Source organism: Pseudomonas sp. BIOMIG1BAC, from assembly GCF_001705995.2.
GTDB lineage: Bacteria > Pseudomonadota > Gammaproteobacteria > Pseudomonadales > Pseudomonadaceae > Aquipseudomonas > Aquipseudomonas sessilinigenes.
This window is the reverse complement of sequence record NZ_CP049045.1, coordinates 6,788,836-6,813,722: the sequence shown is the minus strand read 5'-3', so window position 1 is coordinate 6,813,722 and position 24,887 is coordinate 6,788,836. Positions and strand designations below refer to the sequence as shown.

Sequence of the window (24,887 nt, the reverse complement as noted above, 5' to 3'; positions counted from 1 at the left end):
AGCTTCTGTGCTCCGTTAAGGCGACTAGTCTGTGCTTATCGCCGACGCTGTGGGTGCATGGTTGCTTGCCGATTCCGGTGCAACTCGCAAACGCGCTGCCCCGACCTGAACTGCCCATTCAACGATCTGCCCGGCCAACACGTCTGTCGCGACACCGAACGCGCTCACCACATCTGCCTCTCGCTTGCTGCCTGTAGCTTGGATTGCTTCGAAGCGTCTACTGGCAATAGCAGTCCGTTTGGCCGGATCGACCAGTTGCACATCGAGCCGAACCCGAACCGCGGCGATCGCTTCAGTGCCGCGGTATTCGAGCTGGAACGCCCGTAGCGTACTGCGCAACTCCATATCGGCGCTCATTGGCGTGCTATCGGTAATCACCGAAGTCGACCGGCCATCGCGCATGAAGGCTTCGACGATTCGGTCGCGTAGCAGCACCGGTGCGGGGTCGGCCCAACGCACTCCTTGCCAAGCCGACAAGCGACCATCGGGCTGCGCAATGAAAAGCCGCTCCGAATCCAGGACGCGACTACTCTCAGGGGCGTAGACGCGCAGCGCCCCAGGTCCAGGAACGGCGCGTGGCGTACTCTCCGCCTGGGCGATGTGATAGTCGGGCAGTTTGTAGGTGACCATTGGAGCTGTTTTGGGAAGCACACTGCACGCGGACAAGCCGAGTACTAGCGTCATAGTCGCGGCAGCGACGGGAATCATCCTGGCGGAAGTGTTCACGGCTTGGTTTCCTCAATGTTCTCTCCACCGAGCAGGTATTGCGCCGGATTGCGATCCAGTCGGCGCAGCACGGTGTTTAGATTGGCCAGCGCCTGCTGGAGTTCGTGCATGGCAGGGCCTGTGGCGGCCATGCCTTGGTTCAGCGATTCCTGATTGTTTTGCAGTAGCGTCTCAACCCTGAAAGCGGCGCGTTCGAGGGATGCCGTTGCATCACGCGTGTTCACCATGATTTGCTTACCATCGTTATTTAGTAGCAGGTTGGCATCGCGAAGAGTGCTATTTGCTTGGCGCACGGCAGCTGTCGATTCTCTGCTTGCTTCGGTCAGATTGCTGATTAACGTCGCGATCTCGGCCCTCTGGTCAGCGACCGCGCCCGTAGTCTGTTCGAGATTCACTAGACTGCGGTGCACAAGAGCCAAATTCTCCTTCGACAGTAACTCCTGCGTGCGCAGCAAGATGCCGTTGAGTGTCGTCATGCTGTTACCCTCGCCGGAGACCAGGGATGCCATCGCCGAACGTGGCGCGAGGATCAACGGTTCCTCGTCCTCTTTCCGATCCAGCAATGGCACGTTTGGCCCGCCGTCGCTCAACTCGATCACCGCGTTGCCGGTAATTCCCGTGATGACCAATTCAGCGCGGGTATCCTGCCGGACCGGGATGGTGGCATTGATACGCACGCGCGCTATCGCCCGCCTTGGGTCACGCGGCGAAAGAGAAAGTGCAACGACTTCGCCAATCGTGATTCCGCTGTACTGAACCTGGCTGCCGGGCGTAAGCCCGGTCACTGGCTCATCGAACATGATCCGGTAATACTGGTAATCGTGGTCGGAACGTGTGTCGCTGAGCCAGAGCGCGAAGCCGATACCAATCGCACCGAGCAGCACGACGAACAGACCAATGAATACATGATGGGCACGTGGCTCCATGATCAGACCACCTCGTTTTCAGAGTGTAAATATTGCGTGCGCCCAGCCCAATGCGTGCGCGACGGAAGAATGATGCAGATGCGGAGGGGTTTCATGGCTGCGTCTCTTGGCTGGAAGCACCAGTGGCCTGTGCGGCCGCACGGCCACGGGGGCCGTGAAAGTATTCCTGTATCCACGGGTGCTTGAAGCGCTCGACTGCCTCGATGCCGTCGTTGATGAGTACCTTCTGGTTCGCCAGGACCGCGACACGGTCGCATATGGTGTACAGCGTATCGAGGTCGTGGGTTACCAGAAACACCGTGAGGCCCAGTGCATTGCGCAGGGTCAGAATCAATTGGTCGAAAGATGCAGCCCCGATTGGATCCAGTCCTGCGGTGGGTTCGTCAAGAAACAGGATGTTCGCATCAAGCGCCAAGGCTCTCGCCAGTGCTGCTCGTTTCACCATGCCTCCGGACAACGAGGCCGGATACTTGTCTCCCGCTCCGGCAGGCAACCCCACCAAGCCCAGCTTGCTTCTTGCCAAACGCTCGGCAAGAGGCCGCGCCAGACCGACATGCTCGATCAAAGGAAGAGCGACGTTCTCCAAGACGGTCAGCGATGAATACAACGCGCCCTTCTGGAACAGAATGCCGAACCTTCGCTCCATACGCGCGCGCGCAAGCCATTGGGCTCGCAGTAGGTCGCGCCCCCCGATACGGACCACGCCCGAATGCGGCTTCTGCAGCCCGACGACGCTACGCAAGAGCACGGATTTCCCGGTGCCTGACCCTCCCACCACGCCAAGGATTTCCCCGCGCCGCACGTCCAGGTCTAGGTCCTGATGGACCTGCTGGGTTCCAAACCTGTTGTCCAGGCCGCGCACTTCAATAGCGTGTCGCACACCGTTGTCGGTGTCTTGCTTCACCGCGCTCACCAGCCCATCTCCATGAAGAACAGTGCAGCGATGGCGTCTATCAGGATCACCATGAAGATTGATTGCACAACACTAGAAGTCGTGTGGTCGCCTACCGACTCAGCGCTACCGGCGACCTTGAACCCTTCATGGCAGCCGATAGCGGCGATCATCACCGCGAAGAGCGGGGACTTGCTCATTCCGACAAGAAAATGGCGCACCTCGATTTTTTCCTGCACGATGGCAAGGAACTGTGCAGGAGGAATCTCCAAGCTCAGTGCGCATACAGTGGCGCCGCCCACAATGCCAGCCAAGATGCCTACTAATGTGAGCAGTGGCAAGGACACAAGAAGCGCCAGCACGCGTGGCAGCACCAGCAACTCGATGGGGTCGAGCGCGTTGGAGCGAAGCGCATCGATCTCTTCATTTGCCTTCATCGAACCGATTTGGGCGGTATACGCGCTTGCGGTACGGCCTGCAATCAATATGGCCGGGAGCAGCACTCCGAACTCGCGCATGAACGAGAAGGCGACCAGATGCACCGAGAAGATGCTCGCACCGAAGTTGGCCAGCACCGTTGCGCCCAGGAACGCCACCACCATTCCTACCATGAAGCTCAGTAGCGCCACGATGGGAATGGCGTCCACCGCTGACCGCTGGATTTGAGCGATCACCGAGGTCGTGCGCCAGCGACGCGGGTGACGAACGGTACGGCTCCATGTTTCGATGATCTGACCCACGAACCCGGCCAGACCAAGACACGCACGACAGCCCTGTTCCACGGTCAGGCCTATGCGTCCCAGACCGCGGAGCAGAGGATTCCCGCTCACCGCTGCTTTGTCCGTCTTCTGCTGAGCGGTAGCAGCGGCGGCAAGCGCTTTCATTAGGGCGAGGCGATCCGGGGACAGATTTGGAGCTGCCTCCGGCCGGTCGAGTATCGAGTCTGGCCCGAGAATTTCCACCAGCAGAGCCGCGCCGGCGGTGTCCAGTCTCTGGACTTGCGTCCAGTCGAGCAAGGGAGTGGCGTACCCCTCGGCATGGCTGATGCGGGCGGCGGACACGGATTTTGCCAGACTGGCGTAGTGCTCTATCGTCCAGTCGCCACCCGCCAGCCATTTGTGATCACCGCCGACCATGGCATCCTGCCGGAGCCAAGCCTGTGAAGCGTTGCTCATGGCTGCGTGTCCCGCCAAGCGCTGTCGATGCGCTCGATGCAGTTCGTGATCGCCGCTTTGGCATGACCCAGCAATGTGTACGAACCGGCGAACTCTTTAATGACGTTGCCGCGCTCGAAGCAACTGGCGGCAGCAACGCGTCGTCCCGTACTTACATCGACTGCTTCGAACTCTAGGCTGGCACCGCCCGTCGTCACGGGTCCAACCAGCAGGGTCGTCATTGCATTGACTGCCCGATTCGGTGTCTGCAGTTCGGTGACCGCTACACGCACCCGAACCTGTCCCGTGCCACCTGGGGTGGCGGGACTTTTGCCTTCCTGGCGTTTCAGTTCGCTCGTCACATGGTCTAGCACTTCACGCTGCTGCGCGTCATCGAGCCCATCGATGCGACCCGAGGCGGTCTTGATCTGCGCATCTTCCACCACGACAGCGGCATAACGCTTGGGCTCGAATCCCGCTGCGCGGTACATCAGTACGTTCTCGTATCGTGTCGGCGATAACTTCTCGTAGTCGCCGAGAAATCCGGAGCGCGTCATGCTGTTGGTCGCGCATCCAGAGAGCGCGGCTGCTACGCAAAAAAAAATGCCGCCGCGGATCAATGCAGTTTTGCTCTTCATAATGGGTCTCCTTGATCAAACGAAACTAAGACAGGCAATGCCTGCTGCGATGAGGGCGGTGCCAGACCAGCGCGTCACTGATGCGAGATCGCCTAGCAAGAGGGCGCCGATACCCAAGTTTCCAAGTAGCCCGATTCCTGCCCAGGCTGCAGAGGCCGCGCTGATCGGAATCCGCTTGAGCGCGAGCCACAAAAGTGCGCCGCTGGCCGCCATGCACGTCACTGCCACACAGAGGCCGACCCAGCGCGTCGGACCGCCCGCCGTGATGGCCCGCAGGCCCAATGGATAGCCCGCTCCTAGAACCCCTGCGGCAATGACAATCGACCAGGATTTCCAGATCAGCGGATGGATGCTGAATCGCATAAGCCTAGCGAGACATACGGATGAAGCGTGGGTACATACGAATTCTGAGAATGCGCAGCACGAGGCGGTCCGCAAGAGACTCATGAGCGATCTCCATGCGCGGTGGCGGCACTCAGGCTCCACGGCCCAATTCGCTTGATTCCAAACAGGACTTCGTAAAGCAACGGAATCAAGCCCAACGTCACCAGCGTTCCGAGCGCCAGCCCACCGATCATCGCGATCGCCATCCCTTTCCATAACGGTCCGGAGAAGAGCATGAGTGGCACCAGTCCCGAAATGCAGGTGACCTTGGTCATCACGATTGGACGAAGTCGTTGTATCGCGGCCCCAACCAAGGCTTCATGGCGCGGCAGGCCTTCCGCTAAGCCCTGGTCGATGCGTTCCAGCAACAGCACGGCGTTGTTGACAATGATCCCGAACAAGGCCAGTACGCCGAAGGTCGCCATGAAGCTGAAAGGTGTGCCGGTTAGCTTCAGAGCCAATACCACGCCGATAAGCGTGAAAGGGATCGTCGCGAGGATCACACCGAGCTTGCGGAAGGAATTGAACTGCCATACGAACAGCATCAGCATCGCCAGAAATGCGAGGGGCATGTAGGTCGACAGCGCGGCGTTCGATTCGGCAGCTTCCTCGATCTCGCCGCCAAGTTCGACCGAGTAGCCCGCGGGCAGGTCCAAGGCAGCGACGCTAGGCACCAGGCGGTTGACGATCTCCTGGGCGGTGTAGGAGGTGTTCTGTCCTTGCACGGTGATCGTGCGGATGAGATTACGCCGTTGGATGACCGATGGCTCGCTCGCGAGCGATACGTCTGCGACCTGGGCCAGCGTCACCGCCGGACCGCCGTTGCTGGGATAGATGAGCGTCGCGCCTACGTCTGCCGTGCTGCGACGCTCGCTTACGATGCTGCGCAGGACGATCGGAACGGAGGTGTCACCGTCGCGAATCACCGAGATCGATCGGCCGCTGTAGCGGACATCCAGCCCGCCAGCGATGTCTTCAGTCGTTACGCCCGCCCGACGCGCGCGGTCCTGGTCAACCTTTACGTCGATGCGGCCAATGCGCGTATCCCAATCGTTCTTGACGTTGATGGTTCCGGGCAGCTTGCGCAGTGCTGCTTCGATTTTGGACGCAGCCTCCAACAATACCTCCTCATCCGGACCGCTGACACGATAGATGGCGGTCCCTGATTCGGTCGCACCGAGCGAGAAGCGCTTGGGCTCGGCGCGCACGTCGCCATGTGCGTGCGCAAAGTAGCTGCGGGTTCGGGCGAGGACAGCGTCGATGTCGCTCTTCGGCTTCAGTGTGACAACGAAGTACGCGATGTTCGATGCCGGCAGCGGTGGATTCAGGCTAAGGATGAAGCGAGGTCCACCATCGGCGACGTAGCCGATGTGATCGGAGACTTCTGGATTGATGTTCGTGTCGCCCAGCCAACTACTGATCTGCTTCACGCGTGCGAGCGTTTCGCGCGAATCCGTACCTGGGGCGAGCTGCACCGGAATCTGGAACTGAAGCCGGTCGGACTTGGGCATGAAATCGTAAGGCAGGGTGGTGAAGCCATACAGCGCAATGGCAAGCGCCGCGATCATCGACGCTACATAGACCGCCTTATGGTGGAGAACCCACTCCAGTACGCGCCGGTAGCCACGGTAGAAGCGGGTGTCATAGGCGTCGCCATGCTCCTGCTTGTGGTGGGGTTTGGCGAAGTGGTAGCACAACAGGGGCGTGACAGTCAGGCACAGCAGCCACGATGCGAACAACGTCAGTGCCAGCACGACCACGAGATTGTGCAGATACTCGCTCGTGGCGTTCTGGCCAAAAAAGAACGGCGAGAACACGATCACGATCACGAGCGAGGACGTGAGCAGCGGAATGGCGAGCGTGCGGCCGGCCTCGAGGCAGGCATGCTTACGATCTTCGCCACCGGCTAGGCGGCGTTCGATGTCTTCGGCAATCACAATGCCGTTGTCCACCAACAAGCCGAGCGCAATGATGATGGCGCCCATCGAGACGTTCTGAAGCTCGATGTTCATCGCGCGCATGACGATGAGTGCACTGAGGATCGTCAACGGCACGATCATGCCCACGATGATCCCGGTTCGCCAACCGAGGAAGAGCACGACGACACCGAGGACGACGATGATCGTCTCCATCATGACGTGGTTCATTTTGCCCATCTCGTGCTTGACGACATCGGCCTGGAAAGTGACGTATGACAGATCGAAACCCGCCGGCAGCAGCTTCTCCTGGTCTGCAACCCGTGCTTTGAGCGCTTTTCCGAACTGCTCCACGTTTTGACCAGAGGCCATCGAAACCGCCATGACGACCGCGGGCTGGCCTTTGTAGATGGCGGCAGACTCCGGCGGATCGGCTGGCCGCACACTCACCTGCGCCAGTTCACCCAATGCGATCGTCGGCATGGGCGCCGTACTACTTTGCGGTCGCGGCAGCGCGATCGGCATTGCTCGCAGGGAGGGAGCGTCACTCACTTCGCCACTGACCGCCAAGGTTGCATTGATGCCGCCGACGACAATTTGTCCACCCGAAGCGACGACGTTCTGTTTGACGAGTTGGTCGATCACCCCCTGTGGTGTCAGCTCCAATCGCGCAAGCCTAGGCCGATCGAACTCGAGATAGACGCGCTCTTCCTGCAGGCCGTAGAAAGTGATGCGCTCAATACCAGGCACGGTGTACAGGCGGTCGCGCATCTGCTTGAGCGCGACGCGCATCTCGCTCATGGAGTAACCTGGTGCAGTGACCGCAATCGAGGCAACCGCGACGCGGCCGAAGTCTTCGTCGACGAAAGGCCCCATCGTGCCCTGTGGTAAGGCATCCTTCGAATCGGCGACCTTGGCCCGGACGCGCTGCCAGATCGGTGCCAAGTCGGTGTAGCGGTCCCAGATCGTGACCTGGATCATGGCGCTGCCTGCGCGCACGGTGCTCGTCACGCGCTTGACCTCTGCCAGTTCGCGCAAGCGCTCCTCGATCGGCCGGGCAATGAGTTGCTCAACGCGTTCGGCGGGCAGCCCCGGGTTCAACGCCGTGACCATCGCATCGCGGACCGTGACAGTCGGCTCCTCCTGAGAAGGAAAATTCAGGAAGGTCGCGATGCCGGCGACGAAAATGATAAGCGCTACAAAGTAGGTAAGTCGACTGGCGCGCAGCGCCATCTCGGTGATCTTCATGATGAAGTAACCTGGTGGATCGCGTTAGCGCTTGGTCAATTGAGTGGTGGCTTCCAGTGGTGTCACTGGCTGTCCATCGGTGAGCCATCCGCCTCCGGCGGCAACCACCGTCTCGCCGGGCTTAAGTCCAGCGAGGACGCGCGCGCTGTCTCCTTCCTGTGCCGGCGTGAAGCGCACCGCGCGACGGTGCACCTTCTTATCTGCAGGGGTGTAGACGAAGACGGAAGCCTCACCCGGCTTCGTGCCGAGCACCAGCGAGGCATAAGGGACGGATACAGTCTCGGGCCGAGAGGTCTTGGAGGTCGCCGCAGGTGCGTCGAGCACGACCTGTACGGGAATACCTGGCCGAAGTGCGCGCGCTTGCGCGTTATCTTCAGGCACTAGCACCACGGGTAGGAGCGAGCCATTTTCGGCGCGCAGACCGACACGACGTACCACCGCTCGGATTGGTTGTTCGGCTCCGCTCCAGAACAGTTCTGCGCGTTGGCCGACATCTATGTGAGGTGCCTGTGTAGTAGACGCGTTCGCGATGATCTCAGTGCCACTGCGCACACCGTCGACCTGAAATACCGGCGCACCAGCAGCAATGTCGGTGAACGCCAAAGCCAGCTTTTCCGCCACGACACCATCGAAAGGAGCGACGATTATCGTGCCACGTTGTGCTCGTTCGGCCAGGCCAAGCGCTGCCTTGGCAGTGCGCGCTTGGCCCTCTGCGACCGCTAGCTGCGCCTTGGCGCTCTCGAACGCAGCAGGGGAGATGACTTCGCTTTCGAGCAACCGGCGCTGTTGATCTGTCTGTACACGTCGATCCATCAGGCCGGCTTCGGCGGCCGCCAGGGATGCTTGCGCTTGCGTCACGCGAAGCCGGTCAGGTTCCGCATCAAGTTCTGCCATGACTTGACCGCGGGCGAACCGTTCACCCACGTCGACGTTCAACTTGGCGATCCGTCCTCCTGTTTCAAATCCTAGGATGCTGCGCTCGGTTGCTCGCGCCGAGCCAGTCAATTCGATGCGGGAGCTATGCGGAAGATCCGACTGCGCGGCGGCGAGCTTCACTGCACGCGGAGGCTCGGATACGGTGGATTGCGAGTTTCCGCACCCTGAGACCAGGGTCGAAATGAATAGTGTGCAAGCAACCGTCAAGGAGCGCAGTGCGCACGCGGTCATGAAAGCTCTACGGACGCGACTCATGGGTGTCCTTTCGCAGGGATCAGTTCGAGATGGCCCGAGGCGAGATCCTGGAGCGCCCGAAAGAAATGCCGCCGCTCTGCGGGTGCGAGTATCGGCAGACCCAGGAGATCGGCGAACAGGGCGCCATCCAATGCCAGCATGATGAGTGCCGCGGTCTCGGTGCCACGCGGGGATCGACGCACGCGTTCGTACTGCACGCGATACCACTCGCGCAGTGGGTCGAGAAGTGTTGGATCTTCCGCAGCTGCCGCGAGCAGCGCTGCGCCCATCTTCTGCATCTCGTCGTCGGGTATCGCTTCCACCTGGCTCGACAGCCAGGGGTCCGGGTCTCCGGCAAACCTGCGCTCGTGATTGGCTTGTACCGCGTCGAACGCCCGGATCATCTCGTCGATCAGTGTCACGAACAAATCGCGTTTGGTCTTGAAATGATAGAGAAACGCCCCTTTGCTCAACCCGGCCCGCACGACGACGGCGTCCAGCGTCAGACGACTGGCGCCTTCCTCCAGCACCAGTTCGCGAGCGGCCTGCAGGATGCGCTCGCGAGTTAGCTGGGCTCTTTGCTGGAGAACGGGCTGCGCATCGGTGCTGCTATGGGCGGTGGACGGGGGGTGCAACTTTGTTTTCGCGCGAGGCGGCATGGTCGTGCTCCAAAAAAAGCTTGAGTCATATACAGTCCAGACGGTATAGTAGAAGGCGTAAAACAGTCCGTCAAGACTTTTTCGGAATGCAAGGACCTGCCATGTCTCAAATTCTTGAACGCTATCGCCTCATGGCCATGATTTCGCCGCTAATGCTTCTTGCGGCTTGCAGCCATGCTCCGCACTCTGCCGATCCGCCTCGCCTGGATGTACCGGCCCATTTCTCAAATGAAGAGGGAGGTGAAGGCATCCTGGACAAATCATCCCGCCGTACTCTTCCCGTCGACTGGTGGACGGCCTACGGCGATCCACAGCTCAATGTCCTAGTCCGGGCGGCGCTGGAGCGCAACACCGAACTGTCGATTGCGCGCGCGCGCGTCGACGAGGCCTCGGCCGCCACGCGGCGAGCACGGGCCTCCCTGCTCCCCTCGTTGTCCGCGGGCACGCAGGCAACTCGAGGACGCGACTATTCAGAGAACGTTGCGATCGGCAATGATGGCCGCGCCACGTTGTCTGCATCGTGGGAGGCAGACCTGTCGGGGCGGCTTTCGCAGGCAGCAGAAGGTGCGCGCCTGGATGCGGTGGCAGCCGAACAAGCGTGGGTTGCCACGCGTTGGCAGGTCGCGTTTGAAACAGTGTCGGCGGCTGTGCAGCAGCGCCAAGCCAGTGAACTCGAAGCGCTCGCCACGGCGCGGCTGGCATCCGCCGAGCGACTTGTCTTGCTGACACAACGGAAGTTCGAGGCCGGACAAGCTACCGGCTTCGACATCGAGCGAACCCGCTCCGGCGTCGTCGCACTGCGTGTGGAGCAAGAGCAACTTCGGCGTGCGCGCGGCGAGGCGACGCATGCACTTGATGTACTAGCGGGACAAACGCCCGGAGCGTCTGCAGCTTCTCCGACTCTTGCTTCACTCGCCGCCCCCAATTGGACACCGACACGCATACCTGCGGACCTGCTGAGTGAGCGGCCCGACGTGCGCGCCGCCGAAGCGAAGTTCGCAGCCGAAACCGCGCGCTGGAACGCAGCCGAAGGCGAACGCTTCCCTAAGCTGGTGTTGGACCTGAGCGGCGGACGGCAGCGCGTTGAGAGTGCGGGGACGCGCATTACCGGCAACATTTTTTCACTTGGGGCCGGGGTTTCGTTGCCGATCTTCGATGGTGGCGCGATCCGTGCCGGCATCGAGACCGGAGAGGCGCGCAGCCGAGCTGCGCGCGCGGAGTTCGAGCGCACTTTGTTGAGTGCATTGCAGGACGTAGAGAACGCATACCTCGGTTGGCATACGCAGCACGCCGCACTGGAGCATCAGACCGAGGGGGTCGCAGTCGCGGAGCGTCAGCTCGATCGCAGCCGCCGTCTGTTTGAGGCGGGACAAGTGGACGCCACGGTGGTGGCCGAGGCTGAGGCGGGGGTGATGTCAGCGCAGGCTTCGCTGATCCGCACGCGGGCCGAGACAGCCGTGCAATGGGGTGTGCTGGCAAAAGCACTATCCGGCCCACCTGTTTGATCGGGGAAGCTTGCTGGAGCAGCTTGCGAAGGCTAGATAGCGTGGCGCAAGGCGAAGGTGGTGAGGCCTAAGTGAGGAGGAATGCGAACATGGAAATTCGGCATCTGCGCTACTTTCTAGCGGTGGCAGAGGAACTGCACTTTGCCCGAGCCGCAGAGCGCCTCCACATCGAGACATCGCCGCTGTCGCGCGCCATCAAAGAGCTTGAAGAGGAGTTGGGCGTAGCGCTATTTGCGAGAACCACTCGGAGCACCCGCTTGACTCGTGCAGGCAGACTCTTCTTTGAGAGCGTACCCCGTGTCTTCGCAGCTTTGCAGCAGGCGCGCGACAGTGTGAACGCCGCAGCCAATGGCTTTCATTGCCAGCTCCGTATTGCATTGTCTGATGGAATCACGCCATCGCGCCTGCCTGCGTTGTTGGCGCTCTGCCGGCAGGAAGAGCCGGAAGTGGAAGTTCGCTTCTTCGAAGTGCCTTTGTCACAGCAAATCAAGGGATTGTGTGGCGAACTGTACGATCTCGGCTTCGCTCAATCGGATGAAGTCGGCGAAGGCATCATCGCCGTGCCGGTGTGGAGTGACCCTCTGATGGTAGCTGTGCCCGCACGGCACCCCTTGCTATCCCACAAACAGATTCCCCTGGAAGAGCTGTTGCGGTATCCGCTGGTGCTCTGCGACGCGGTGGCGTGTGAGGGCCATGCTCGGCAAGTTGAACGGGTGCTACGTCGCGTGGACATTGAGCCTCTAATTGCCGAACGCGTGACTTCCAGCGATCTAATGATGGTCCTGGTTTCGGCGGGACTTGCACTAGGCCTCACAGGAGGTGCGCATATTACTGCCAGCAGGGAACAGGGTGTGGTCGCACGGCCGCTGACTGGAGGTTCGCCCATGCTCACGACCTATCTGCTACGACCGGCCAGCGAGCCGTCAGAAATACTGACTCGCTTCATGGAACGCGTTCATTCGATCAAATCTCCAGACGCCAAAAGTCGGCGGTAAACCATCACACAATCTCCCAAGGAAACTTAACCATGAAGAAGATTGCTCTCATATTGCTTTCCTCGACACTGGCAGCCTGCAGCCCATCCGGGAAACCAGATAAAGGCAACCTTCCGACGGTCGATGAATTAGCGCTCAATCCTGAGCGGCTGAAAAAGTTGCGCCAGCAATGCAAGTTGGATCGTCCTATGCTGGGCGACCAACTATGTAACCGGGTTGCCGAGGCTACCCGAAAGCGCTTTTACGAAGATGGCGATGTGCCCTACACCACACCTAAAGAGCCGCCGAAGTTCTAAGCTGGTGGTCACGCTGGAGTATGTATGCCGGATATGAAAAACTTGAAGGAGAATTGCAATGGGCTGGATCTATCTTGTTTTGGCTGGATTGTTTGAAATCGGATGGCCGGTCGGGCTGAAAATGGCGCAAGAGCCAACATCGCGTTGGAGTGGGGTCGCAGTAGCCGTCTCTTTCATGACAATTAGCGGCGCCTTCCTATGGCTTGCTCAGCGTCAGATACCGATTGGGACTGCTTATGCGGTGTGGACGGGTATCGGAGCGGCGGGAACGTTCTTAGTCGGAATTCATTTCTATGGCGACCCAACCTCCCTGATGCGATACCTTGGCGTGGCGCTGATCATCCTGGGCGTTATCACGCTCAAGTTATCGAGTTGAGTACTAGCTCCTTTGATAGCGTAGTCACTGGGACACCCTGCGACACAGACTGGATCGGGTTCTGGGAACTCGCACGGTCACCTCCTCCTAGTCGTTATATGTGGTGAGCTTGCCGCAGCCTCGGGAGAGTTCGAGCCAGTGCGCGTAAGGCGGTGGAGCAGCCATTCCGGGTGCTCCACCTTCAGCTCCTGCAAAGGTGGAGAAAGAGTGTGGGTTGGCTAGCATGGCGCGGCCAAGAATCACCAAACCCATCTACCTGCCAGCGATCACGTGCTCGGCCATTCGCGGATGGTCGATGCCCCAACTCACTGCCACAGGTAGCCCAGTCTCGCGGCTCATGCGTTTGGCAAAGGGGCTGACGCGACGGCCGGCAACCAGCGGCTGGCCATTCGCTTCCTTGACATTAACCAGTCCGGCTCGGCCGTGGCAGACCGCCGCGACCACCCTGCCGTCAGCCCAAGCGCCCGACAGCAGATTGACGAGCGCCCCGCTCCGGGTAAGTCCCACATGGTGCCATGGCCGCCGGGCAGGAACATCACCGCACCCCCTTCCGGGGCGATGCTGTCGATCTTCAGCGAGCCTTCGAGCTTGTCCATCGACACCTTGTCATCGAGGAAGCATTCCACGCTCGGCGGGTTCATGCCTTCGCTCGCTATGGAATGAGGATCCACCGGAATCTCGCCGCCGGCGATTGACGCAATATCCACATTGGCACCTGCATCGACCAAGGCGTAGTACGGGGTGGACTGTTCCTCGAACCACACGCCGGTCAGGCGCGGGTCGTCGCCCATCGTTGCCTGCGAAGTCAAAACCAGCAGAATCTCGAGGGGAGTTCCCATCATGGTTTTCTCAGTTCAGACGCTTGGGATCAAGCGGCCAGCGACCATTACGCCTGCTTGGCTTTGCGCGCTGTCTCGACCAAGCTGTCGAGCCAGTCCTGATGGCCGTTGATCATCGGGTTGGGTTTGGCGTTGTGCAGCTCCTCGGCCGGCTTGCCCTTCTGCGTTTCCTGCGTGAGGATGCGCACGCGCCCGCCGTCCAGGTTCTCGACCAGCCAGGCGTGATGCACATCCAGGCGCGTATCTGTGCCTTCCTCGCCGGACCAGCCGTGCCAGGCCACGCGGCCGGGTTGCCCATCCGCAGGTGCCACGTACTCGTTGCACTGCCCCTCTACCGGGAAGCCGAAGGTCTCGAAATAAAATCGATCGCCGTCGGCCAGTACCGGGCCTTTGCCGCCATGAAAGCGCACGTTAGCCGAGTTGGCGTAGTAGCTTGACCACAGCGATGGTGTGACGAGTAGCGGCCATACGTCGGCCGCGCTCAAGCCGGCGGCGATGATCTCATTAGAGGCGAAATTCTCAGTAAAGCCCGGCGTGTAGCCTTCGGGCCAGAGGATGGCGTTCTGTTGCTTGCTCATATCGAAGCTCCTTCACAAAATGTCAATGACGCAACAGGGGTGGCTGCGTCATTCAAGTGGTCATAGAGCAATCATGATCCTCCCTGTGAAATAAGTGAAATACTAATTTTTTATTTTTGAAATCATATAATTTGATATCAGCGTCTAGGTTCTGCCATCCGCCGACAAGGCTATCTCGCAGCGGTGCTACGAAAGGGTCCGTCTCCAATTGAGCCGGCTGATTGCATATTTGTAGTGCGAGGCAGAGTTGTGCTGAGCATGACGATGAGAGCCATCTTGCCTACTTGTTGTTAGCACAGGAAGTGAACAGCAGTGCTCGTATCCAGCGATGTGCTGGATCGTGATGGGTGCGTTCGTGCCAAGCAGCCGTCTTGGTGAACCCCGGTATCTTCACCGGCGGCAGGGAGATAGCCAGCTTGTCCATACCGGCGACCAAGCGGCTCGGCAAGATCGCAACCATGTCACTGGCACGCAGGATGTCTGGCAAGATCAGAAAGCTCTTGACCGACAGTGTGACGCTTCGTTGTTTGCCCAACTGTTCTAGCGCATCGTCGGTGACGCCGCGGAAACCTCCACCATCGTAGGAAACAAGCGCATGGTCGAGAGCACAGAACTGCTTAACTGTCAGCTTGCGCCCCATAGCCGCTGGATGGTCTTCCCGCAGGACACACACGTAGTGCTCCTTGAATAGCTCTCGGGCATGCAGATTTGGCGGAGTGATCTCTGGCGTCAGGAGGGCTAGATCGATCTGACCGCGCTCAAGCTGGTTCTGTAGCAGTCCGCTCTCGACTGGCACTAATGAGACTCGAACGCGCGGTGCGTGCTGTTTGAGTGCCGATAGAAATGGGACAGCAATGGCACGCAGCGCATAGTCCGTCGCGGCGATGGAGAAGGTCAGTTGTGCGGTGGCTGGGTCGAAAGAAGGTGGCTGGAGCAGCGCGTCGATTTCCGCTAGCACCTGTTTGACAGATATCCCTATGTCTAGCGCCCGCTGCGTCGGAACGATGCCCCGCTGCGCACGCGCGAACAGCGGGTCGCCGAAGCTTTCACGCAGCCGCGCAAGCATGCCGCTCAAGGCCGGTTGGGTTAGTCCAAGACGTGCTGCCGCCCGTGTCACGTTGCGTTCGTCCAACAATACGTCCAGCGCCTTGAGTAAGTTGAGATCCATGCTCTTCATATCTTTCATTCTTATCAAGATTTCAATAAATAATTCTTTTCCATGATATCTAGATTCTGCTCATGAGGGGAGCAAGACCCAGCGAGAATTTTTTTCTGGGCAACCTCTTGGAAACTCCAAATGCGCCATAGGGTGCTGTAGTTTGCGGCGTTTGTCTTCGACTCGCCCCGCCGCTCATTCTTTCTTTTCCCTCGACCGTTGTGCTCAAAACGGTCTTTGACGGGCACCCACCCGGCACCGATCCTCGCTCTATGCGGCACGTTCCTGTGCCGCTTTTGAACGAGGAATCAGTGCAGGGAAATCGGAGGCCAGTCAATGCAAGCTCAGGGCGTACTGTTCGGGCAGATCGCCGCCGTATTCGGCATCGTGATCGCCGGCGTGTGGGGTGCAACGCAATGGACAGCCGCCGTCCTGGGCTATCAACTACGCCTTGGCTCGCCATGGTTCGACTTCTTTGGAACCCCGGTCTATCACCCTTGGCGGCTGTTCGAGTGGTGGTTCTTCTTTGATGCCTACGCGCCGCACGTCTTCGATATCGGCGGGGCCATCGCGGGTGGAAGTGGTCTGGTGGCCGTGGTGGTCGCCATCGCCATGTCGGTGTGGCGCTCGCGGCAAGCGCGCCTTGTCACCACCTACGGTTCGGCACGCTGGGCCGATGCGGAAGACATACGCAAAGCTGGGCTGATCCAGCCCGACGGGGTTTTCCTCGGGCTGCATCGCGGCCAGTACCTCCGCCATGAAGGCCCGGAACACGTCCTGACCTTCGCACCAACGCGCTCGGGCAAGGGTGTGGGCCTGGTCGTTCCCACCTTGTTGAGTTGGCCCGCATCCGTCGTCGTTCACGACATCAAAGGCGAGAACTGGACGCTCACCGCAGGCTGGCGTTCGCGGTTTAGCCACTGCCTCCTGTTCAACCCCACGGATGCGCAGTCGGCAGCCTACAACCCGCTGCTGGAAGTGAGGCGCGGCGCGCACGAAGTGCGCGACGTGCAGAACGTGGCCGACATTCTTGTCGATCCCGATGGCGCACTCGAACGCCGGAACCATTGGGAAAAGACCAGTCACGCGCTGCTGGTTGGCGCCATCCTGCATGTACTGTACGCAGGCGAGGACAAGACGCTGCGCGGTGTCGCCAACTTCCTCAGCGACCCGGCGTGTCCGTTCGAGCTGACGCTGCACCGGATGATGACGACGAAGCACCTGGGCGATGCGCCTCACCCGGTTGTCGCATCCGCTGCCCGCGAAGTGCTCAACAAGTCGGACAACGAGCGATCGGGCGTGCTCTCCACCGCCATGTCGTTTCTCGGCCTGTACCGCGACCCGACCGCGGCCGAAGTCACATCGCGCTGCGATTGGCGCATCGCCGACCTGATTTCCGCCGAGCACCCGGTATCGCTCTATCTGGTGGTGCCGCCCTCCGACATAAGCCGCACCAAACCGCTGATCCGGCTCATCTTGAACCAGATCGGGCGGCGGCTGACCGAATCGCTCGACGGCAGCGATGGCATCGCGCGCCGGCACAAGCTGCTGCTGATGCTGGACGAGTTTCCGGCGCTGGGTCGCCTAGATTTTTTCGAGTCCGCGCTTGCCTTCATGGCCGGCTACGGCATCCGCAGCTTTCTCATCGCTCAGAGCCTGAACCAGATCGACAAGGCATATGGGCAGAACCATTCCATCCTCGACAACTGCCATGTCCGGGTGACTTTCGCCACGAACGACGAAAGGACGGCGAAAAGGATTTCAGAAACCCTCGGCACCGCCACCGAGCTTCGCGCGCAGCGCAACTACGCCGGCCACCGGCTCGCTCCGTGGCTGGGGCACCTGATGGTGTCGCGTCAGGAAACTGCACGTCCGCTGCTGACGCCCGGCGAGGTGATGCAGCTTCCACCTGATGACGCAGTGGTCATGGTGTCCAGCGTTGCCCCGATCCGCGCGAAGAAGCTGCGCTACTACGCCGACGCCAATTTCAAGAATCGCGTCCTGCCACCGCCCGCGCTCGTAGCCGGGAGGTACACCGACGCGCCGCCAGCCCGCCCCGACGACTGGAGTGGCTTGGCGATCCCGGCCGTACCTGCGGCGCCGGCCTCGGCATCCGCCGATGGCCTGGGCGGCACCGACGACGGCGGCCCGCGCCGCCAGCCCGAACTCTCCGAAACCGTCGCCTACGACCCTGAGCCGGACGCACATGCGAACGACTTGGCGCTGCTCGATGACGACGACCTGGCGCTGCCGCTTCCCGGCCAGCTCGACCCGGCCATGCAGCGCACGGCCCGGCTGGCTTCCCTCGACCCCAACGACGGAATCGACCTATGAGCCAATACCGCCTCAATCTTTTCATCCAGCCCGAGCACGCCCAGCGCCTGGACGAACTGGCCGCCAAGAAAGGCGTGTCCAAGTCGTCCATCGTCGCAGCGGCCTTGGCGTCCTGGCTGTCGCCCGATGCTGGCGACCAGCGCGAGGCCGCCATTGCCAAGCGGTTGGATCGACTGTCGCGGCAGACCGAACGCCTGGAGCGCGACCAAAACATCCAGATCGAAACGCTCGCGCTGTTCATCCGCTACTTCCTGACCGTCAGCACGCCGGTGCCCGAAGCCCATCAGGATGCGGCACGCGCCCAGGGCAAGGTGCGCTTCGAGCAGTTCGTCGAGCAGTTGGGCCGCCACCTTCTGCGCGGCCGCAGTCTGGTGCGCGACGTGGTGGAGGAACTGCACCCCGATCCGATGCGGATGGATGACGCAGCAGTGATGGCGTCCGCCCATGAACGAACTGCGGAGCGTGCATCATGAGTGCCGTTCCACAGATCCCGCCCGAACCTCGCTCATCCGCAGCAGCGTCCCAGGATCGCCGCATCCAGATGCTGCGCACGGCAATGGGGCCGCTGATCGCCGCTGCGCTCGAAGACCCGGATGTGGTGGAAATCATGCTCAACCCCGATCGCACCCTGTGGGTGGATCGGTTGTCGTCGGGTCGCTCGCCGCTGGGCGTGGAGCTGCCCGAGGCCGATGGTGAACGCATCATCCGCCTGGTCGCCGCGCATGTCGGTGCGGAGGTGCATCGCGGCCAGCCGCTCTTGACCGCCGAGTTGCCGGAGACCGGCGAGCGTTTCGAGGGCATCCTGCCTCCGGCCGCCCCGGGGCCAGCCTTCGCGCTGCGCAAGCGGGCCGTGAGCATCATCGGCCTGGATCGCTACGTGGCCGACGGCATCCTGACCGCCGGGCAGGCCGAGTTCCTGCGCCGCGCCGTGCGCGAGCGGCAGAACATCCTGATCGCTGGCGGCACCAGCACCGGCAAGACCACGCTGGCGAACGCGCTGCTGGCCGAGATCGCCGCCACAGGCGACCGCGTGCTGGTGCTCGAAGACACCATCGAGCTGCAATGCGCGGCCCGCGACCATGTGCCGCTGCGCACCCGCGCCGGCGTCGTCACCATGACCGAGCTGGTGCGAGCCACGATGCGTCTGCGGCCTGACCGCGTGATCGTCGGTGAGGTGCGCGGCGGCGAAGCCCTCGACCTCATCAAAGTGTGGGGCACCGGCCACCCCGGCGGCATTGCAACCATCCATGCCGGCTCCGCGCTGGGCGCCTTGCTGCGCCTCGAACAGCTGATTCTCGAAGTCGCTGTGAATCCGCCGCGGGCGCTGATCGCCGAGGCGGTCAACGTCGTCATCCACATCGCCGGACGCGGCCGCAAGCGCCACGTCGAAACCATAGCCCGTGTCGTCGGCTTCGACGACACGGGCTATCGCCTGGCGGACGCACTGGAAACGCCGTTTCCGGAGCTGACGCCGGTTCCTCTCGCAGCTGACGCCGCTGCACATCCCCGCCCCCCCAACCGACTTGGAGAACTGCCATGACGCATGTTGATTCTTTCCGCTTTTCCGTAAATCCGCCTCCTCGCCTGTCCGGCCTGGCGCCGCTGTGCAGCCTCACCCGCCCTGCGGGTCATGGACTGCTGCTGGCCGCGCTGCTGCTGTTGCTGGCCGGGACGGCGCAGGCCGCCGGTTCCTCGATGCCGTGGGAGGGGCCCTTGCAGTCGATTCTGGAGTCGATCCAGGGGCCGGTGGCACGCATCGTCGCGGTCATCATCATCATCGCCACGGGACTGGCGCTGGCCTTCGGAGACACCAGCGGCGGCTTTCGCAAGCTGATCCAGATCGTGTTCGGGTTGAGCATCGCGTTCGCCGCTTCCTCATTCTTCCTGTCGTTCTTCTCGTTCTCCGGCGGGGCCGTCGTATGAGTGCGGCCAGCGACTTTCCAGGCTTCGAGGTGCCGCTGCATCGCTCGCTGACCGAGCCAATACTGCTGGGCGGCGCACCGCGCACCGTGGCAATCGCCAACGGCACGCTGGCCGCCGCCGTCGGCCTGGGCCTGCAACTGTGGATTCTCGGCGTGGTGCTCTGGATCGTAGGCCACTCGCTGGCCGTATGGGGTGCGCGCGTCGATCCGCAGTTTATGCAGGTCTTCGCGCGCCACATCAAGCACAAGCCGCTGCTGGACGTGTGAGGAGGATCGCATGCTGAACCTTGCCGAATATCGTCAGCGCCCGGCCTTGCTTGCCGACTGGCTACCCTGGGCCGGGCTGATCGCGCCAGGCGTGGTGCTGAACAAGGATGGCTCATTCCAGCGCACCGCACGCTTTCGCGGGCCAGACTTGGACAGCGCCACGCAGGGCGAGCTGATCGCCACATCGGCGCGGCTCAACAACGCGCTGCGCCGCCTGGGTTCAGGCTGGGCCTTGTTCATCGAAGCCGCGCGCCGGCCAGCGGCAGACTATCCGCACTCGGACTTTCCCGAGCCACTGTCCTGGCTGGTGGACGAGGAACGCCGCGCCGCCTTTGAGGAATCGGGCCACCACTTCGAGAGCGGCTATCACCTGACGATGGTGTTTCTGCCGCCCGAGGAATCGCGTGCCCGCGCTGCCAAGCTGCTCTACGAGAACTCGCCAGGCGACGGAGTGGACTGGCGTGGCCGGCTCGATGCCTTCGTGTCGGAAACCGATCGGGTATTCGATCTGCTCGATGGCGTGATGCCGGAGATTGCCTGGCTCGATGACAACCAGACGCTGACCTACCTGCACGCCACGGTGTCCACGCGGCGCTACCGCGTCGACGTGCCCGACGTGCCGTTTCATATCGACGCGCTGCTGGCCGACTGCGCCTTGGTCGGTGGCCTTGCGCCCATGCTCGGCGACCAACACCTGCGCGTGGCGTCGGTGCGAGGCTTTCCGACCTCGACGTGGCCGGGGGTTCTGGACGACCTCAACCGCCTGGGCTTTGGCTACCGCTGGAGCACACGCTTTCTCTGCATGGACAAAGCCGAGGCGGAAAAGGAACTCGGCCGCTTGCGCCGTCAATGGTTTGCGAAGCGGAAGAACGTCGTCGCGTTGCTGCGCGAGACGATCTTCCAGCAGGAATCCCCGCTGGTGGATACCGATGCGAGCAACAAGGCCGCTGACGCCGACTCCGCCTTGCAGGAGTTGGGCAGCGACCAAGTTGCCTTCGGCTACCTCACCGCCACGGTGACGGTGCTCGACGCCGACCCGGCCGTGGCCGACGAGAAGCTGCGCATGGTGGAGCGCGTCATCCAGGGCCGGGGCTTCGTGACGATCCCCGAAACATTGAACGCCGTCGATGCCTGGCTGTCTTCGATTCCCGGAAACGCATACGCGAACGTGCGTCAGCCCATCGTTTCAACGCTGAACCTGGCCCACATGATGCCGCTGTCAGCGGTATGGGCTGGGCCGGAGAAGAACGACCACCTCGACGGCCCGCCGCTGATCGTGACACGCACCGATGGTGCGACGCCGTTCCGGCTGGTAATGCACATCGGCGACGTGGGCCACACCCTTGTCGCTGGGCCGACTGGCATGGGCAAGTCAGTACTGCTCGCCATCCTGGCCATGCAGTTCCGGCGCTACTTCGGCTCGCGGATCTTCGCCTTCGACATGGGGCGCTCGATGCGCGCCACCATCCTCGGCCTTGGCGGTGAGCACTATGACCTCGGCGCCGATGGCGGCATCGCCTTCCAGCCACTCGCACGAATTGCCCAGGAGGGCTACCGCACCTGGGCCGCCGAATGGGTGGAGGGCCGGCTGCTGCACGAAGGCGTGACGGTCGGCCCGGACGAGAAGGCTGCCATCTGGTCGGCGCTGAGAAGCCTTGCCGGTGCGCCGGCGGAGCAGCGCACCATGACCGGCTTGTCGGTGTTATTGCAGTCCAACGCGCTGCGCCAAGCGCTCGCGCCCTATGTGCTGGGCGGCGCACACGGCAAGCTGCTGGACGCTGACCAAGACCGGCTGGGCATGGCAGACGTGCAGGGCTTCGAGATGGAAGAACTGATGCACAGCCCTGCCGCCGTTCAAGCGGTGCTGCGCTACCTGTTCGCCCGCTTCGACGAACGTTTCGACGGCGCGCCCACGCTTTTGATCCTCGATGAAGCGTGGCTATTCCTTGATGAGCCATCTTTCGCGGCCCGCATCCGGCAATGGCTCAAGACGCTCAGAAAGAAGAACGTCAGCGTCATCTTTGCCACGCAGTCGCTGGCCGACATCAAGGACTCGACCATCGCGCCAGCCATCATCGAAAGCTGTGCGAGCAGGATTTTCTTACCTAATCCGCAGGCGACCGAGCCGCAGATTCGCTCGATCTACGAAGGCTTCGGCTTGAACAGCCGGCAGATCGAGATCGTCGCCACCGCGCAGCCCAAGCGCGACTACTACTACCAGTCGCGCCTCGGCAACCGCCTTTTCGACCTCGACCTGGGGCCTGTCGCGCTCGCATTCGCGGGCGCATCCACCCCTCAAGACCAACGCGACATTGACCGCATGCTGACGCAGGCCGGCGCTCCAGGCTTCGCCGGCGCGTGGCTGCGTCATCGCGGCCTCGGCTGGGCCGCCGACCTGCTGCCGTCCGCTCAGGCGGCAGCTTCCTTTCTCGCTTCTCAACCGCTGGAGGTTTCGCCATGAAGACCAAGCCCCGTTTGCTCTCCGTCTCACTCGCTGCCGTGCTGTCGGTATCGATGTTGGCCGTGCAGCCCGCATCCGCGCTGACGGTGTTCGACCCGTCCAACTTCGTGCAGAACACGCTGACCGCCGTGCGCACGCTGGAACAGATCAACAACCAGATCAACCAGCTCCAGAACGAGGCGCAGATGTTGATGAACCAGGCCAGGAACCTGGCAAATCTCGACTTCAACATCGTCAACCGCCTGCGCTCGACGCTCGCCACCACCGAGCGCCTGATCGCCGAGGCGCGCGGCTTGGCCTACGACGTGCAGAGCATGGATGCCACGTTCGCCCGCCTGTACCCGGAACAGTACGCCGCCACCATCAGCGGCGACCGCATGGCACAGGATGCCCGCGAACGCTGGCAGAACACCCTGAACGGCCTGCATACCGCGATGCGGATGCAGGCGCAGGTGTCGCAGAACCTCGCCCAAGACGAAAGCGCGCTGGCCGACCTCGTGAGCCAGAGCCAGTCGGCCACCGGCGCGCTGCAAGCGATGCAGGCGACGAACCAGCTCCTGGCTTTGCAGGCCAAGCAGTCGATCCAGTCGCAGCAGCTCCAGATCACGCAAGACCGGGCCGCTTCGCTGGAACTGGCGCGGCAAGCGGCGGCTATGGAGCGCGCCCGCGAAGTGCGGCGGCGCTTCCTCGGCACCGGCACGCCGTACACGCCGCAGTCCGTCAACTTCTACAACAACTGACCGGAGGCGGCCATGCGATGCGCTTCCGTCCTGCTGGCCGTGCTGCTGACCGCGTGCGGCCAGCAGCCGGCCGAGAACCTGGCCGACGCCCTGGCCGCAGATCCGGTGCGGCTCAAGGCATTGCGCGGGCAATGCGCGGCCGACCGGCAGGCCGTGGGCGAGGATGCCTGCCGCGCCGCCGCCGAAGCCTTCCGGCGGCGCTTTTTCGCCGGCTATACCGGGCCGGACGAATACAACTCGCTGGCTGAACTCCTGCCGATTCCGCCGAGCTTCGATACGCCCGCAGATGAATTGCCAGAGGGCGCCGCTCCGCTCACTCCGCCCGAGGATTCGCCATGAACGACGTGACCATCATCGACCGTTTCTTCGATACGTTCTCGCGCTACATCGACTCGGGCTTCGGTTTATTGCAGGGCGAAGTGGCATTTCTCACCGCCACGCTCATCATCATCGACATGACGATCGCTGGCCTGTATTGGGCCATGAGCCACGCCACCGGCCAGGGAGACGACGTGATCGCCAAGCTGCTGCGCAAGGTGCTCTATGTCGGCGCGTTCGCCTACATCATCGGCAACTTCAACTGGCTGGCGAGCATCGTGTTCCGCTCGTTCGCCGGCTTGGGGATTACCGCGACCGGCTCGGCCATCACGATGGAGAACTTCCTTCAGCCGGGCCGCCTGGCAAAAACCGGCATCGACGCTGCCGCGCCGATTCTGGAGCAAATCGGGGACATGGCTGGGTTCCCTGAGGTGTTCGTGAACATCGACCCCATCGTGGTGCTGTTCATCGCCTGGCTGGTGGTGATCCTCTGCTTCTTCGTGCTGGCGGTACAGCTTTTCATCACGCTGATCGAGTTCAAACTGACCACGCTCGCCGGCTTCGTCTTGATCCCGTTTGCACTCTGGAACAAGACCTCGTTCCTCGCGGAAAAGGTGCTAGGCAACGTGGTGTCGTCAGGCATCAAGGTCTTGGTGCTGGCCGTCATCGTCGGCATCGGTTCCGGCCTGTTCGCCGAGTTCCAGGTGCATCCGGACGAGCCATCCATCGACCACGCGCTGGTCGTGATGCTGGCCTCGCTCGCGCTGCTGGCGCTGGGCATTTTCGGCCCCGGTATCGCCACCGGCCTGGTGTCCGGTGCGCCGCAGCTTGGTGCGGGCGCGATGGCTGGTGCTGCGGTCGGGGCTGTCGGCACCGGCGTTGCGATCGGGGCCGCCGCAACGGGCGTGGGCGGCGCCGTCATGGCAGGTGCACGAATGGCCCCGGCGGCCGCAAAGCTGGCCGGTGCCGGCGCGCGTGCCGCGACTTCGGCGGCCGGCAGTGCCCGATCGGCGTTCCAGGCCGGTGCCACTGCGGCCAGCGGCGGTGCCAAGGGCGCGGTGGCTGGCTTCGGCAATGTCGCCAAGACTGGCGCACAAGCCGCAGGCCGCCGCGTCGCCTCTGGTGCTTCCGCTGCGGGGCAGAAGATGACCGATTCCTTCCGCGCCGGCTGGAACGGCACAGAAGCCGGCAGCGACGGTGCCGGCCCCGGCCAGGCCGCGGACAGCACCGCAGGCTCGCAGAAGCAAGAGCAGCCTGCCTGGGCCAAGCGGATGCACCGCCGCCAGCAAGCCACCCATGCCGCGACCACTGCCGCCCACACGCTGCGCGGCGGCGACGGCGGCGGCTCCGGGCAAGGCCCGAGCCTGCGGGATTCGGATACCTAATC

25 protein-coding genes are annotated in these 24,887 nt (G+C 62.2%); 13 read left to right on the top strand and 12 right to left on the bottom strand.

Going from position 1 to position 24,887, the window contains the following annotated elements; translation table 11 throughout:
• Window positions 1–24: 24 nt before the first annotated feature.
• The 9 genes from ATY02_RS31700 to ATY02_RS36300 form a co-directional block, all read right to left on the bottom strand.
• Complete coding sequence (locus ATY02_RS31700; RefSeq protein WP_016487834.1) at window positions 25–726, bottom strand: ABC-type transport auxiliary lipoprotein family protein; 702 nt, start codon at window positions 724–726, stop codon at window positions 25–27.
• A complete protein-coding gene (locus ATY02_RS31695; RefSeq protein WP_034018428.1) occupies window positions 723–1,652 on the bottom strand; it encodes an MlaD family protein in 930 nt (309 codons plus the stop codon). The genes ATY02_RS31700 and ATY02_RS31695 overlap by 4 nt, the downstream gene beginning before the upstream one ends.
• 91 nt (window positions 1,653–1,743) lie before the next feature.
• The gene (locus tag ATY02_RS31690; protein ID WP_024944155.1) at window positions 1,744–2,556 is read right to left on the bottom strand and encodes an ABC transporter ATP-binding protein; all 813 of its coding nucleotides are present in this window, start codon (window positions 2,554–2,556) and stop codon (window positions 1,744–1,746) included.
• Window positions 2,557–2,561: 5 nt separating this feature from the next.
• Window positions 2,562–3,719, bottom strand: coding sequence for an MlaE family ABC transporter permease (locus ATY02_RS31685; protein WP_016487831.1), 1,158 nt, complete (start codon window positions 3,717–3,719; stop codon window positions 2,562–2,564).
• Window positions 3,716–4,336 carry a DUF3313 family protein gene (locus ATY02_RS31680; protein ID WP_016487830.1) on the bottom strand — a complete coding sequence of 207 codons (621 nt, stop codon included), beginning with the start codon at window positions 4,334–4,336 and terminating at the stop codon, window positions 3,716–3,718. The genes ATY02_RS31685 and ATY02_RS31680 overlap by 4 nt, the downstream gene beginning before the upstream one ends.
• 15 nt (window positions 4,337–4,351) lie before the next feature.
• Window positions 4,352–4,699 (bottom strand): DMT family transporter, encoded by a 348-nt coding sequence (locus ATY02_RS31675; RefSeq protein ID WP_032665245.1) that lies wholly within the window; start codon window positions 4,697–4,699, stop codon window positions 4,352–4,354.
• Between the two features lie 80 nt (window positions 4,700–4,779).
• Entirely contained in the window at window positions 4,780–7,884 is a 3,105-nt protein-coding gene (locus tag ATY02_RS31670) for an efflux RND transporter permease subunit (RefSeq protein ID WP_034018429.1), read from the bottom strand.
• Window positions 7,885–7,908: 24 nt separating this feature from the next.
• Window positions 7,909–8,940, bottom strand: a complete 1,032-nt coding sequence (locus tag ATY02_RS31665; RefSeq protein ID WP_228022241.1) for an efflux RND transporter periplasmic adaptor subunit — start codon at window positions 8,938–8,940, stop codon at window positions 7,909–7,911.
• 131 nt (window positions 8,941–9,071) lie between these two features.
• On the bottom strand, window positions 9,072–9,713 hold the full coding sequence (locus ATY02_RS36300) for a TetR/AcrR family transcriptional regulator (protein WP_068585663.1): 642 nt from the start codon (window positions 9,711–9,713) through the stop codon (window positions 9,072–9,074).
• A gap of 101 nt (window positions 9,714–9,814) precedes the next feature.
• On the opposite strand from ATY02_RS36300, the gene ATY02_RS31655 reads away from it, so the two are divergent.
• The 4 genes from ATY02_RS31655 to ATY02_RS31640 all read left to right on the top strand — a co-directional run bounded on the left by ATY02_RS31655 (window position 9,815) and on the right by ATY02_RS31640 (window position 12,885).
• The gene (locus ATY02_RS31655) at window positions 9,815–11,218 is read left to right on the top strand and encodes an efflux transporter outer membrane subunit (protein ID WP_016487825.1); all 1,404 of its coding nucleotides are present in this window, start codon (window positions 9,815–9,817) and stop codon (window positions 11,216–11,218) included.
• An 89-nt stretch (window positions 11,219–11,307) separates the two neighbouring features.
• Window positions 11,308–12,213 carry a LysR family transcriptional regulator gene (locus tag ATY02_RS31650; RefSeq protein ID WP_006378999.1) on the top strand — a complete coding sequence of 302 codons (906 nt, stop codon included), beginning with the start codon at window positions 11,308–11,310 and terminating at the stop codon, window positions 12,211–12,213.
• Between the two features lie 32 nt (window positions 12,214–12,245).
• Window positions 12,246–12,509, top strand: a complete 264-nt coding sequence (locus ATY02_RS31645) for an EexN family lipoprotein (protein ID WP_016487824.1) — start codon at window positions 12,246–12,248, stop codon at window positions 12,507–12,509.
• 58 nt (window positions 12,510–12,567) lie between these two features.
• The gene (locus ATY02_RS31640) at window positions 12,568–12,885 is read left to right on the top strand and encodes a DMT family transporter (protein ID WP_000539741.1); all 318 of its coding nucleotides are present in this window, start codon (window positions 12,568–12,570) and stop codon (window positions 12,883–12,885) included.
• A gap of 335 nt (window positions 12,886–13,220) precedes the next feature.
• On the opposite strand, the gene ATY02_RS31635 is transcribed toward ATY02_RS31640, so the two are convergent.
• The 3 genes from ATY02_RS31635 to ATY02_RS31625 form a co-directional block, all read right to left on the bottom strand.
• Complete coding sequence (locus ATY02_RS31635) at window positions 13,221–13,727, bottom strand: hypothetical protein (RefSeq protein ID WP_052157317.1); 507 nt, start codon at window positions 13,725–13,727, stop codon at window positions 13,221–13,223.
• 44 nt (window positions 13,728–13,771) lie between these two features.
• The gene (locus ATY02_RS31630) at window positions 13,772–14,302 is read right to left on the bottom strand and encodes a polyketide cyclase (protein ID WP_034018433.1); all 531 of its coding nucleotides are present in this window, start codon (window positions 14,300–14,302) and stop codon (window positions 13,772–13,774) included.
• 280 nt (window positions 14,303–14,582) lie between these two features.
• Window positions 14,583–15,479, bottom strand: a complete 897-nt coding sequence (locus ATY02_RS31625) for a LysR family transcriptional regulator (protein ID WP_228022240.1) — start codon at window positions 15,477–15,479, stop codon at window positions 14,583–14,585.
• A 315-nt stretch (window positions 15,480–15,794) separates the two neighbouring features.
• Between ATY02_RS31625 and ATY02_RS31620 the strand changes: the two genes are divergently transcribed.
• Genes ATY02_RS31620 through trbL form a run of 9 tightly spaced genes read left to right on the top strand, consistent with a single transcriptional unit; the run spans window position 15,795 to window position 24,885 of the window.
• Window positions 15,795–17,792, top strand: a complete 1,998-nt coding sequence (locus tag ATY02_RS31620) for a conjugal transfer protein TraG (protein WP_164823660.1) — start codon at window positions 15,795–15,797, stop codon at window positions 17,790–17,792.
• Window positions 17,789–18,265, top strand: coding sequence for a CopG family transcriptional regulator (locus ATY02_RS31615; protein WP_068605611.1), 477 nt, complete (start codon window positions 17,789–17,791; stop codon window positions 18,263–18,265). Before ATY02_RS31620 ends, ATY02_RS31615 begins: the two co-directional genes overlap by 4 nt.
• Window positions 18,262–19,332, top strand: a complete 1,071-nt coding sequence (gene trbB, locus ATY02_RS31610; RefSeq protein ID WP_164823734.1) for a P-type conjugative transfer ATPase TrbB — start codon at window positions 18,262–18,264, stop codon at window positions 19,330–19,332. The genes ATY02_RS31615 and trbB overlap by 4 nt, the downstream gene beginning before the upstream one ends.
• Window positions 19,329–19,715: a TrbC/VirB2 family protein gene (locus ATY02_RS31605; RefSeq protein ID WP_068587371.1), complete on the top strand. Its 387-nt coding sequence runs from the start codon at window positions 19,329–19,331 to the stop codon at window positions 19,713–19,715. The genes trbB and ATY02_RS31605 overlap by 4 nt, the downstream gene beginning before the upstream one ends.
• The gene (locus ATY02_RS31600) at window positions 19,712–19,981 is read left to right on the top strand and encodes a VirB3 family type IV secretion system protein (RefSeq protein ID WP_068587373.1); all 270 of its coding nucleotides are present in this window, start codon (window positions 19,712–19,714) and stop codon (window positions 19,979–19,981) included. The genes ATY02_RS31605 and ATY02_RS31600 overlap by 4 nt, the downstream gene beginning before the upstream one ends.
• Window positions 19,982–19,991: 10 nt before the next feature.
• Window positions 19,992–22,442 carry a conjugal transfer protein TrbE gene (trbE, locus tag ATY02_RS31595; RefSeq protein WP_164823733.1) on the top strand — a complete coding sequence of 817 codons (2,451 nt, stop codon included), beginning with the start codon at window positions 19,992–19,994 and terminating at the stop codon, window positions 22,440–22,442.
• Window positions 22,439–23,182 (top strand): P-type conjugative transfer protein TrbJ, encoded by a 744-nt coding sequence (gene trbJ, locus ATY02_RS31590; RefSeq protein WP_164823732.1) that lies wholly within the window; start codon window positions 22,439–22,441, stop codon window positions 23,180–23,182. The genes trbE and trbJ overlap by 4 nt, the downstream gene beginning before the upstream one ends.
• A gap of 12 nt (window positions 23,183–23,194) precedes the next feature.
• Window positions 23,195–23,521 carry a hypothetical protein gene (locus ATY02_RS31585; protein WP_068596004.1) on the top strand — a complete coding sequence of 109 codons (327 nt, stop codon included), beginning with the start codon at window positions 23,195–23,197 and terminating at the stop codon, window positions 23,519–23,521.
• Window positions 23,518–24,885 carry a P-type conjugative transfer protein TrbL gene (trbL, locus tag ATY02_RS31580; protein WP_068596007.1) on the top strand — a complete coding sequence of 456 codons (1,368 nt, stop codon included), beginning with the start codon at window positions 23,518–23,520 and terminating at the stop codon, window positions 24,883–24,885. Before ATY02_RS31585 ends, trbL begins: the two co-directional genes overlap by 4 nt.
• The last annotated feature ends 2 nt before the right edge of the window (window positions 24,886–24,887 follow it).

Excerpts from the sequence above, each read along its gene's own strand:
- ATY02_RS31600 (WP_068587373.1), top strand. The coding sequence starts at position 19,712 with ATGAGTGCGGCCAGCGACTTTCCAGGCTTCGAGGTGCCGCTGCATCGC.
- ATY02_RS36300 (WP_068585663.1), bottom strand. The coding sequence starts at position 9,713 with ATGCCGCCTCGCGCGAAAACAAAGTTGCACCCCCCGTCCACCGCCCAT.
- ATY02_RS31585 (WP_068596004.1), top strand. The coding sequence starts at position 23,195 with ATGCGATGCGCTTCCGTCCTGCTGGCCGTGCTGCTGACCGCGTGCGGC.
- ATY02_RS31605 (WP_068587371.1), top strand. The coding sequence starts at position 19,329 with ATGACGCATGTTGATTCTTTCCGCTTTTCCGTAAATCCGCCTCCTCGC.
- trbE (WP_164823733.1), top strand. The coding sequence starts at position 19,992 with ATGCTGAACCTTGCCGAATATCGTCAGCGCCCGGCCTTGCTTGCCGAC.
- trbB (WP_164823734.1), top strand. The coding sequence starts at position 18,262 with ATGAGTGCCGTTCCACAGATCCCGCCCGAACCTCGCTCATCCGCAGCA.
- ATY02_RS31615 (WP_068605611.1), top strand. The coding sequence starts at position 17,789 with ATGAGCCAATACCGCCTCAATCTTTTCATCCAGCCCGAGCACGCCCAG.
- ATY02_RS31670 (WP_034018429.1), bottom strand. The coding sequence starts at position 7,884 with ATGAAGATCACCGAGATGGCGCTGCGCGCCAGTCGACTTACCTACTTT.
- ATY02_RS31620 (WP_164823660.1), top strand. The coding sequence starts at position 15,795 with ATGCAAGCTCAGGGCGTACTGTTCGGGCAGATCGCCGCCGTATTCGGC.
- ATY02_RS31625 (WP_228022240.1), bottom strand. The coding sequence starts at position 15,479 with ATGAAGAGCATGGATCTCAACTTACTCAAGGCGCTGGACGTATTGTTG.
- ATY02_RS31635 (WP_052157317.1), bottom strand. The coding sequence starts at position 13,727 with ATGATGGGAACTCCCCTCGAGATTCTGCTGGTTTTGACTTCGCAGGCA.
- ATY02_RS31630 (WP_034018433.1), bottom strand. The coding sequence starts at position 14,302 with ATGAGCAAGCAACAGAACGCCATCCTCTGGCCCGAAGGCTACACGCCG.
- ATY02_RS31685 (WP_016487831.1), bottom strand. The coding sequence starts at position 3,719 with ATGAGCAACGCTTCACAGGCTTGGCTCCGGCAGGATGCCATGGTCGGC.
- ATY02_RS31680 (WP_016487830.1), bottom strand. The coding sequence starts at position 4,336 with ATGAAGAGCAAAACTGCATTGATCCGCGGCGGCATTTTTTTTTGCGTA.
- ATY02_RS31640 (WP_000539741.1), top strand. The coding sequence starts at position 12,568 with ATGGGCTGGATCTATCTTGTTTTGGCTGGATTGTTTGAAATCGGATGG.
- ATY02_RS31695 (WP_034018428.1), bottom strand. The coding sequence starts at position 1,652 with ATGGAGCCACGTGCCCATCATGTATTCATTGGTCTGTTCGTCGTGCTG.
- ATY02_RS31650 (WP_006378999.1), top strand. The coding sequence starts at position 11,308 with ATGGAAATTCGGCATCTGCGCTACTTTCTAGCGGTGGCAGAGGAACTG.
- trbL (WP_068596007.1), top strand. The coding sequence starts at position 23,518 with ATGAACGACGTGACCATCATCGACCGTTTCTTCGATACGTTCTCGCGC.
- ATY02_RS31645 (WP_016487824.1), top strand. The coding sequence starts at position 12,246 with ATGAAGAAGATTGCTCTCATATTGCTTTCCTCGACACTGGCAGCCTGC.
- ATY02_RS31675 (WP_032665245.1), bottom strand. The coding sequence starts at position 4,699 with ATGCGATTCAGCATCCATCCGCTGATCTGGAAATCCTGGTCGATTGTC.
- trbJ (WP_164823732.1), top strand. The coding sequence starts at position 22,439 with ATGAAGACCAAGCCCCGTTTGCTCTCCGTCTCACTCGCTGCCGTGCTG.
- ATY02_RS31655 (WP_016487825.1), top strand. The coding sequence starts at position 9,815 with ATGTCTCAAATTCTTGAACGCTATCGCCTCATGGCCATGATTTCGCCG.